11 protein-coding genes are annotated in these 9,109 nt (G+C 63.8%); 2 read left to right on the top strand and 9 right to left on the bottom strand.

All coding sequences use genetic code 11. The annotated features are described in order from the left end of the window. Positions 1-371: 371 nt before the first annotated feature. The gene (locus F3J43_RS21305) at positions 372-1,466 is read right to left on the bottom strand and encodes an MBL fold metallo-hydrolase (protein ID WP_166891615.1); all 1,095 of its coding nucleotides are present in this window, start codon (positions 1,464-1,466) and stop codon (positions 372-374) included. 126 nt (positions 1,467-1,592) lie between these two features. Here F3J43_RS21305 and F3J43_RS21300 point away from each other — a divergent pair, with 126 nt between their 5' ends. Then, positions 1,593-2,669, top strand: a complete 1,077-nt coding sequence (locus F3J43_RS21300; protein ID WP_205298016.1) for a diguanylate cyclase — start codon at positions 1,593-1,595, stop codon at positions 2,667-2,669. 29 nt (positions 2,670-2,698) lie between these two features. Here the strand turns inward: F3J43_RS21300 and F3J43_RS21295 are convergent, their stop codons facing one another. Both F3J43_RS21295 and F3J43_RS21290 read right to left on the bottom strand, forming a co-directional pair. Next, the gene (locus tag F3J43_RS21295) at positions 2,699-3,019 is read right to left on the bottom strand and encodes a DUF2025 family protein (RefSeq protein ID WP_166891612.1); all 321 of its coding nucleotides are present in this window, start codon (positions 3,017-3,019) and stop codon (positions 2,699-2,701) included. A gap of 134 nt (positions 3,020-3,153) precedes the next feature. Then, positions 3,154-4,071 carry a LysR family transcriptional regulator gene (locus F3J43_RS21290; RefSeq protein ID WP_166891607.1) on the bottom strand — a complete coding sequence of 306 codons (918 nt, stop codon included), beginning with the start codon at positions 4,069-4,071 and terminating at the stop codon, positions 3,154-3,156. A 116-nt stretch (positions 4,072-4,187) separates the two neighbouring features. Here F3J43_RS21290 and F3J43_RS21285 point away from each other — a divergent pair, with 116 nt between their 5' ends. Next, positions 4,188-4,946: an SDR family NAD(P)-dependent oxidoreductase gene (locus tag F3J43_RS21285; RefSeq protein ID WP_166891604.1), complete on the top strand. Its 759-nt coding sequence runs from the start codon at positions 4,188-4,190 to the stop codon at positions 4,944-4,946. A 34-nt stretch (positions 4,947-4,980) separates the two neighbouring features. Here F3J43_RS21285 and F3J43_RS21280 read toward each other — a convergent pair whose 3' ends face one another. The 6 genes from F3J43_RS21280 to F3J43_RS21260 form a co-directional block, all read right to left on the bottom strand. Then, the gene (locus F3J43_RS21280) at positions 4,981-5,838 is read right to left on the bottom strand and encodes an efflux RND transporter periplasmic adaptor subunit (RefSeq protein ID WP_166891601.1); all 858 of its coding nucleotides are present in this window, start codon (positions 5,836-5,838) and stop codon (positions 4,981-4,983) included. An 11-nt stretch (positions 5,839-5,849) separates the two neighbouring features. Next, positions 5,850-6,056 (bottom strand): DUF1656 domain-containing protein, encoded by a 207-nt coding sequence (locus tag F3J43_RS21275; protein ID WP_166891598.1) that lies wholly within the window; start codon positions 6,054-6,056, stop codon positions 5,850-5,852. Beyond that, on the bottom strand, positions 6,043-8,031 hold the full coding sequence (locus tag F3J43_RS21270; RefSeq protein ID WP_166891595.1) for an FUSC family protein: 1,989 nt from the start codon (positions 8,029-8,031) through the stop codon (positions 6,043-6,045). The genes F3J43_RS21275 and F3J43_RS21270 overlap by 14 nt, the downstream gene beginning before the upstream one ends. Before the next feature lie 232 nt (positions 8,032-8,263). Then, entirely contained in the window at positions 8,264-8,380 is a 117-nt protein-coding gene (gene ccoM / locus F3J43_RS24185) for a cytochrome c oxidase subunit CcoM (RefSeq protein WP_286184898.1), read from the bottom strand. A 135-nt stretch (positions 8,381-8,515) separates the two neighbouring features. Beyond that, on the bottom strand, positions 8,516-8,677 hold the full coding sequence (locus F3J43_RS21265; RefSeq protein ID WP_166891592.1) for a hypothetical protein: 162 nt from the start codon (positions 8,675-8,677) through the stop codon (positions 8,516-8,518). Positions 8,678-8,739: 62 nt separating this feature from the next. Beyond that, positions 8,740-9,066 carry an aspartate-semialdehyde dehydrogenase gene (locus tag F3J43_RS21260; protein ID WP_166891589.1) on the bottom strand — a complete coding sequence of 109 codons (327 nt, stop codon included), beginning with the start codon at positions 9,064-9,066 and terminating at the stop codon, positions 8,740-8,742. Positions 9,067-9,109: the final 43 nt, after the last annotated feature.

The following is a 9,109-nucleotide window of genomic DNA, read 5'->3' as shown; positions in this document are numbered from 1 at the left end:
GTGATGCTGATAATCTTGGCGACTATCAGTCCGTACTCACAAGCACCCACACGAATTGCTTGATTCAATTTGTTAAAGAGCGTTTGGCTAAGAGCTTTTCGTCTCAACCGAGGCGCGCATTCTACGCTAACCTCACTTACTGTCAAGCGTTATTTTGAAGTTTTTTTGAAGCTGCTTTTCTCAAAACACCTTCAACCTCAACAACTTACCGCCTGCCTCGTTGCGTTCATCGCTGCGAGGAGGCGAATAATACGCGGTTTGAAATCAGAGTCAACACCTTGTTCTAAAAAAACTTTCGCTTTTCATCTTGCTCTCCTTAAGCAGGCTATCCGGCCTGTTGCTATATAAGAGGGAAAGCTCGAATCCGCCTTCTAGCGTGCCACCACCGACCGCTCCACCGCCCTGCCCTGGCGTGGCAGCGCCCTGGGTCGCCACCAGTTCTGCCCCGGATGAGGTGAGTCAAGGCTGACCCGCTCGCCCATCTGCGGCGTGCTCAACTGCACCTGCGCGGCATTGGCCAAGGCGAGGATACGCTCGAACGGCTCCTGCCAGCTGTGGATGGAGAGGTCGAAAGTACCGTTATGGATCGGCAGCAACCAGCGCCCACGCAAATCCAGATGGGCTTGCAGGCTTTGCTCGGGCTGCATGTGCACGTTCGGCCAAGCCAGGTTATAGGCGCCTGTCTCCATCAAGGTCAGGTCGAATGGCCCATAGCGCTCGCCGATTTCGCGAAAACCGGCGAAGTATCCAGTGTCGCCACTGAAGAACAAGCGCAGATCGTCATTGATCACGACCCACGAGGCCCACAGCCTTCGATTGCTGTCGAACAACCCGCGGCCAGAGAAATGCTGCGCCGGGGTCGCGACGAAGCGCACCCCCTCGACCTCGGTCTCCTGCCACCAGTCCAGTTGCCGTACCTTGGCCGCAGGTACCCCCCACTCGACCAGCAGGTCTCCCACCCCCAATGGCGCCAGAAAATGCTGGGTGCACGGCGCGAGCCGGCGAATGGCCTGCTCATCCAGGTGGTCGAAATGGTCGTGGGAAAGAATCACGGCGGTCAACGGCGGCAAATCATCGATCGCCAGTGGCGGCGCATGAAAACGCAGTGGCCCGGCCCACTGCACCGGCGAAGCGCGTTCGGCGAAAACCGGATCGGTAATGAAGAAGCGCCCGCGCAGCTTGAGCAGCACGGTGGAGTGCCCCAGCCGCCACAGGCTATGGTCCGGCGCGCCCAGCACCTGTTCGCGGCTCATCGGCTGCAGGTTGAACGCCGAGCCCGGACGCGTTTCCGGCGGCTTGCGCAACAGCAGATACTTGAAGCCGATGCGCAGCTTCTTGAACACACCATCCTTCGGCAGCTCGGCCTGGTTGTGAAAGCGCCCATCCCGATGCGGTGCCGGCTCGCCGGCAGATGTGACCATGGGATCCATGAGCAGGAGCACTCCGAGCAAGAGGAAAGCCTTCATGTTACTCCACAGGTATCGGTTCAACCGTGAATTGGCTTGTAAGGTCATTTTTCGCCGATGAACGATTGTTCAACAATATTCATACGCGTTATGCGATAAACGGTGCTTCACAGAAGAACGACAACCATGATCGACACCCGTAGCGGCAAGGGACTCTCTTTCGTCAGGCGCATCTACCTGCCGCGGATCATTGGCCTGGCCATCGGCCTGTTCAGCGTGATGGCCGCGGTGGCACCCCTGCACATGCCGAACTGGGCCTGGACCCTGCTGCTGTTCAATGGCCTGGCCTGGCCACACGTGGCCTACCAATGGGCGAAACGTTCGACGGCCCCTTACCAGGCCGAACAACGCAATCTGCTGCTCGACTCACTGATGGGCGGGTTCTGGACTGCAGCCATGCACTTCAATCCGCTGCCTAGCGTCACCATCCTGTCGATGATGACCATGAACAACGTCGCCGCCGGCGGCAAACGCCTGCTGCTGCGCGGAGCACTCGCGCAAGTGGTCGGAATGGCAGTGGCCTGCACCCTGCTCGGCCCCGGCCTGCAGTTGCACGCCACGCCACTGCAAGTGGGCGCCTGCCTGCCGATGCTGACGCTCTATCCGTTGGCGCTGGGCTGGGTGTGCTACCAACTGGCGATCAAGCTGGCCGAGCACAAGCGTCGCCTCAGCGCCCTCAGCCGTACCGACAGCCTCACCGGCCTGCTCAACCACGGCTCATGGAAAGACCTGCTGCTGCTCAAGTTCCAGAGCTGCCGCCAGCAACAGTTGCCCGCCGTGGTCGCACTGATCGACATCGACCACTTCAAGGCCATCAATGACACCTACGGCCACGTGGTCGGCGATTGCGTGCTACGCCAGCTCAGCCAGGAGCTCAAGCGCAGCCTGCGTGAGGATGACCTGGCCGGGCGCTATGGTGGCGACGAGTTCTGCGTGATCCTGCCCGGCACCCACGAGGCCCAGGCCTGCCAAGCCATGGAGCGCCTGCGCGAGCGGGTCGGCGCCTACCGCAACCCACAGTTGCCCGACCTGCGCATCAGCCTGAGCATCGGCCTGTCGGCTTTTCACCCTGCGCTTGACACCCCGGAGCACTGGCTGGAAGAGGCCGACAAGGCGCTGTATGCCGCCAAGCACCAGGGACGCGACCAGGTCAATTTCGCCAGGGATGGGGCCAGCCCGATCAGGCTGGTCTATCCGGAGTAGCCCCCTTCAGGTCCATGCGCGGGACCGCCTCAGCGCAAGCGGCGCTCGGCGACGATCTCCGGCAGATCGTCGCGCCGCAGATACAGGCGTAGGGGCTCTGCGATGTTCAGGCGGTCATCCACGTGCTGCTCCAACAGCAATGCCAGACGCTCGCGACACAGCGCCATGCGCTGGCCACCCTCAGGGCGCCAGACGAACTCGTGGCACGGCGTGATGCTGGCATCGGCCACATCCATGCCGAAGGCGTCTTCGGAAAAACGCACGATATGGGTGCCGCGCTTGCCATGGAAACCGACGAAGCCCTTGAGCTGGTCGGCGGCGTTGCAAATGTCCTGGGACGAGATGGCCATGACGTTACCTCACAAGAAGTCTGGAAGTGACGCACACCGGGCAGTTGCGGTCGCCTCTGGCGGGCAACGCGCGGCACCAGCCTACTCCATCGCCGTTTTTTTTGCCTGCGCCACACTGCCGCCCCCAGCCAGGCTCAAGCTTTATCGAGTTCTGGATCGATCTGCGACGCCAGCACCACGGCCAGCCAGTTCATGAATACCTGCACCCGTCGCGGTACATGACGCTGACGGGCATACAGCAACGATACCGGCATGGCCCGGGCCCGCCAGGCCTCGAGCACCGCCACCAGTTCGCCACAGCGCAAATGTTCCTCCACCCCCACCGCCGGCACCTGGATCAGGCCAAGACCTGCCAGGCAGGCCGCCGAGTAGGCTTCGGCATTGTTCACCGTCACCACGCCGCCCATGGCCTGGAAACACAGCTCGCCATTGTGCTCATACTCGAAGCCCGGGCTGCGCGCACCCAGGCTACGTACATAGTGGACCAGCCGATGTGTCGCCAGGTCCTTCAGGCCAAGCGGCAGGCCAAAGCGCTCGAGATAGGCAGGGCTGGCACAGTTGCGCATGCTCAGTTGCCCGATCGGACGAGCCACCACGTCAAGGTCACCCAGGGCGCCAATGCGCATCACGCAGTCGAAACCCTCGCGCAGCAGGTCGACCTGGCGGTCGGTGCAACTGATCTCCAGCTCCAGGCCCGGGTAACGCGCCAGGAACTGTGGCAACGCAGGAACGATGACCCGCCGCGCCATCATGGTCGGCAAGTCGATGCGCAGGCGACCGGTCAGGTCGGCGTCGTCGGCGCGGAACAGGCTTTCGATCTCGTCCATCCCCGACAACAGGTCCTTGCTGCGCTCGTACAGCAGGACAGCGTCCTGCGTTGCCTGCACACGCCGCGTAGTCCGGTTGAACAGGCGTGTTCCCAGCAACGTCTCCAGCGCCCTGACCTGCTCGGACACCGTCGAGCGCGGCAACCCAAGGCTGTCTGCGGCCAAGGTGAAACTGGACAGCTCACTGACCCGGACGAAGGTGCGCAGCAGTTCGAGCTTGTTCATCGAGACGCCTCATTGCACAGAAAAGTCGAACAGTATTTCCGGTTTCTTTGGATTTAACAGTCAGATAACGACCAATAACCTGTCGCCAACAGCCACCCACTCTCGAGGTAACCAACATGACTCGCAAGATTGCCCTGATCACCGGCGCCAGCCGCGGCCTTGGCCGCAACGCCGCCGAGCACCTGGCCGCCCGTGGCGTCGACATCATCGGCACATACCACAGCAAGGCCGATGAAGCCCAAGCTGTGGCCACCACGCTGGAGCAGGCCGGCGTGCAAGCTGCCATGCTGCAACTGGACGTCAGCGACAGCGCCAGCTTCGCCGACTTCGCCAGCCGCCTGGGTGACACCCTTGAACAGCAGTTCGGCCGCCGCCAGCTGGACTTCCTGGTGAACAATGCCGGTATCGGCCTGAACGTGCCGTTCGGCGAGACCAGCGAGGCGCAGTTCGACCAGCTCATGAACATCCAGCTCAAGGGGCCGTTCTTCCTCACCCAGCGCCTGCTGCCACGACTCGCCGACGGCGGCCGCATCGTCAACATCTCCACCGGTCTGACCCGCTTCGCCCTGCCAGGGTATGCCGCCTACGCTGCCATGAAGGGCGCCATGGAAGTACTGACCCGCTACCAGGCCAAGGAGCTGGGTGAGCGCGGCATCCGCGTGAACATTCTCGCCCCGGGTGCGATCGAGACCGACTTCGGCGGTGGCCTGGTGCGTGACAATCAACAAGTCAACGCCTTCATCGCCGGCAACACCGCCCTGGGGCGTGTCGGCCGGCCCGACGACATCGGCGCAGCCATCGCGCTGCTGCTGGAGGACGGCAATGGCTGGATCACCGGCCAACGCCTCGAAGTGTCGGGCGGGATGTTCCTTTAACACCTGCAATGACGAGGCATTGCCGCGTACAGGCTCAGTGCTCCTGAACCTGCACGCTGGCAGTCATGCCGGCACTCAGGGTGACCCCCTCGGGCACCTGGTCCAGGCGGATGCGCACAGGGATTCGTTGGGCCAGGCGCACCCAGTTGAAGGTCGGTTCCACCTCCGGCAACAACTGCCCATCGGGTGTCGAGTTGCGGTCGGTAATGCCGCGGCTGATGCTCTCCACGTGCCCCTGCATGGAGTCGCCGGCGCCCATCAGCCAGACCTTGACCGGATCGCCGACGCGAATGCGCGGCAACTTGGTTTCCTCGAAGTAGGCCTGGATATAGAACGTGGCATCGTCCACCAGCGCCATCACCGCTTGCCCTGTGTTGACGAAGTTGCCTTCGGCCAGGCGCAGGTTGGTGATATGGCCAGCGCGCGGCGCGCGTACTTCGCTGCGGGCCAGGTTGATCCTGGCCACCTGCAACTGGGCTTCGGCCTCGTGCAGCTCGCCGCGAGCGACGGCAGCATTGATCTGCGCGTTCTCACGCAATTCGGCGCTGATTGCCTCCGGCCCCAGCGCCGTGCGCCGGGCAGCCTCGCGCTCGCGCAGGCGCAATTGCTGGGTGCGGGTCTCGACCACGGCGCTGGCCTGTTCGAGGGCGGCCTGGAAACGCTCGCGGTCGATATTCATCAGCAGATCGCCGGCCTTGACCTGCTGGTTGTCGTGAACCTTCAGCGCGCTCACCCAGCCGGAGACATCCGGTGCGATCACCACGACATCGGCGCGCACCCGGGCGTCGCGGGTCCAGGGCGTGAGCATGTAGTACTGCCAGAGCTGATAGCCGGCGAACACGGCGAGCATCACCACGCACAGGGTGACCAGGGGGCGTACGGCTGCACGCATGGACTTACTCCTTATAAAGAGCCTGACAGACGTACCACCAGGAACAGGACGCAAACGAACAGCGCCGCGTCGAACAACGCCTCGTGCCAGATCCAGCGTCCCAGGGGCGTGGCTTGCACGATGAAACGCAGCAGGCCGGTAAGCAGCAGTGCCAGCAATACATAGATCAGGAACGGGCTGAGCAGCACGCCACCCACCGTCCACTCACGCAGCGCCATGGACATCCTCCTGCCAGCGGCACCACTTGCCCCAGCTCTTGCGCAATTGCAGTACCGCGCCGATGGCCAAGCGCAGCGGGTCGCTGGGCGGCTGACGGCGCAGGGCCTCGATGAACTGTTCGCTGGCGGTGTCCAGGCGCTGGCCTCGGCCCGGCGCGGGACCACTGGCAAGCACCGCCTCCAACTGTTGCAGGTACGCGCGCTCAGCGCCGCCCAGCGACGCCTGTGCCATCGCCAGGCACAGCCGCAGATGGACCAGCTCATCACCGATGTCCAGACCGTGCAGGCCATCATCCCAGCGCTGGCGTTCACTTTCTGGCAGTTCACTGGCGTGTCGCGCCAGTTGCATCAGGCGATCGGCCATGCGTCCACCGAACCAGCTGTCGGCGCCACGCAGGTCGCGCCGGGTCAGGCGCACCAGGTCGCCCTGGGTGGCGGCACGCAGGCGCCGACCAAGCCAGGCCGGATGGCGCAGCACCAACAGGCGGAACGCCAGCACGGCGGCACCCACGCCCAACAGCATGGCCAGGGCACTGTTGAGCATGCTCGCCACATCGAAATGCATGGCGTTGAGCGGCGCCACCAGGACGACGAAATGCAGGCAGTAGGAGGTGGCGGTGGCGCCGATGCGCGGGTGGGCCATGCCCAGTGCACCGAAAAACAGTGGCACGCCCATGCCCAGGCAAAGCATGGCGAAACTGCTCCATTGCGGCAGGAGAACCTGACCCACCAGGAACGCCACGGGTATCGCCAGGAGAATCCCGCGCAGGAAGCTCAGGCCGATCTGCGCGCCGTTCTCGCGGCTGGCGAACAAACTGCACACCACGCAGGTCAGCACCAGGCCGCCAGGCGCCGAGGGCCAGGCGCTGGCCAGCCAGAAACTGCTCATGGCCAGGAACGCCAGGGCGCTGCGCGAACCGAACAACAAGGCCAGGGATACGTCGCGATGGGCCGCCAGGCTTTGCGCGACTTCCTTCGGCGCCCTGCCCTGCTCGACATTGTCCAGCGCCTGGGTCGCGGCCATGGCGTTGTCCAGCAACAGGGTCAGGCGCGCCAGGCAGTAATGCTCGGCAGAACTGATCCGCTCGTCATGGGCCGCATCCCACAGCCGCTGGCGCAGCACCAGTAGACTGGGTTGTTCGGGGGCAGCCAGCTGCGCACGGACTTCTTCCAGCCAGGGCAGCAGATGGCGGGCTTCGTCCTCGTCGAGCTGACGCCACTGCCGACGCACCGAGCGCGACAGGCGCAGCAGCACCATCAGCCTCTGGCTCAGGCCACGGATCGCCCGTGCACGCTGGCGGCCGCGACCGCCCTCGAACCAGGCGTGTTCACGCTGGGCATCGATGGCGACGATACGCCCAAGGATCTCCAGCAGCCCTTTACCCGCCTCGTCCTCGCCGCCGAGCATGGCGCTGGCCGCCTGCAGCCCGTTCTGCCAGGCCTGGCGGGCCTGCCCGGCGAGCTGCTGTTCGACACGCATGGGCCAGAGCAACGCACTGCTCGCGGTCGCGCAGCAAATGCCCAGGCAGATTTCGGTGCAGCGGGCCACGGCCTGGTCGAATACCTGCAGCGGATGATCGATAGCCGGCAGGGCGATGATCGCCACCGTATAACCGGCCAGCACGAAGGCATAGGCCCAGGCGCTGCGCAACTGCGTGGAGGCCGCGGTGCACAGCGCCAGCCATAGCGCCAGGCACAACAGGAACAACCAGGGCGTCTGGGCGAACAGGCCGATGAACACCACCGACATGAACGTTCCGACCAGCGTCCCGGCCAGGCGTGCCAGGCCCTTCTGCACCACCATGCCGGACATCGGCTGGGCGACGATGAAGGCTGTCATCAACGCCCAGGCAGGCTGCTCCAGCCCCCAGCGCATCGCCAGCCACAACGCCAGGCCGCCACCGAGCAAGGTCTTGATGGCGAACTTCAGGGCAAGGCTGCTGGGTGCGAACAGGGCCTGGAAGGTGATGGGCACGAATCGGACCTTGGGAAGCTGGGCACTAGGAAGAAAGATAGACAACAGGCGGGAGGATAAAGCGGAAACGATTAATTAGCTAGCTAAGCAATTGACTGGCAAAGGCGCCGAATCTCACCCGCGCTTGCCCGCGGGCAGAAACGCTTGCGCCAGCGCCTGGCCTTTGCGCAGGCAAAAAAATGGGCGACCGAAGTCGCCCTAAATGCCTTGCGTGCTCGTGAATCGGGAAGGATCAGCGCGGCTTGCGCTTGTTCGAGTCCTTCCAGATGAAAATGCCCAGACCGGCGAAGAACGCCAACATCAGCCCGACCGTTACCACACCTGCGATAACCACATTGTCGAAGAACATGTCGGCCCCTCCCTTGGTGTGCCGTCATCCGATGGGTGCAAGGTAACCAAAGCCGGGAGGGAGGAAATTGACCGGAGTCAAAGGTGCCCGGGGCCGGGCACGCAAGGCGGGTGCAGGGTTGACCTGCATCAAGTTTCAGCGCTTCTTGGGTTTGCCCTTGGGCTTTTTCTTCTTCGCGCCAGCCAGCGGCATGGCCTGTTCGAAGGCCTGACGCATGTCGTTCAGGCGCTTGTCGTTGAGGTCGTGGACGCGTTTGGCGCGCTCGGCGCCGAAATCGATCAGGTTGTCTTGGCTCATGGCGGGCTCGACGGACAGCAGAAGCCTCAATGATGAAGGCTGGCGGCGGCGCTGGCTAGGTCTCAGACTTCGATATCCACCAGCAGGCCCTGGCGGGTACGCTCGCCCAAAGGGGCGACCGGCACGGTATTGTCGGCGTTGAGTTCGTCGCCCGGGAGTGCCTCGAAGCGCTCCTCCTCGTCCTTTCTGCGCCGTTGCTGCTGGCGGCGCTGCTCGTCGCGCAGCAACAGCGCCTGTTCCTCGGGGTCGCGATGATGCTTGAGATCGACGGTGCCATCACTGGAGGAGGGTTGGGCCGGCACCACCGGGGGAATATCCGGGGTCGGTTTGACCGGGTCGTGTTGCGAGGTCACCGGGGCGGCACTGAGCGGGATGATCGGCGGCAGCATGGCATGTTCTCCTGTAGCCACTGTGTCGGCCGCGGATCAGCCG

This window comes from Pantoea sp. Cy-639 (genome assembly GCF_011752525.1).
GTDB lineage: Bacteria > Pseudomonadota > Gammaproteobacteria > Pseudomonadales > Pseudomonadaceae > Aquipseudomonas.
This window is presented reverse-complemented; position numbering and strand designations above follow the sequence as displayed.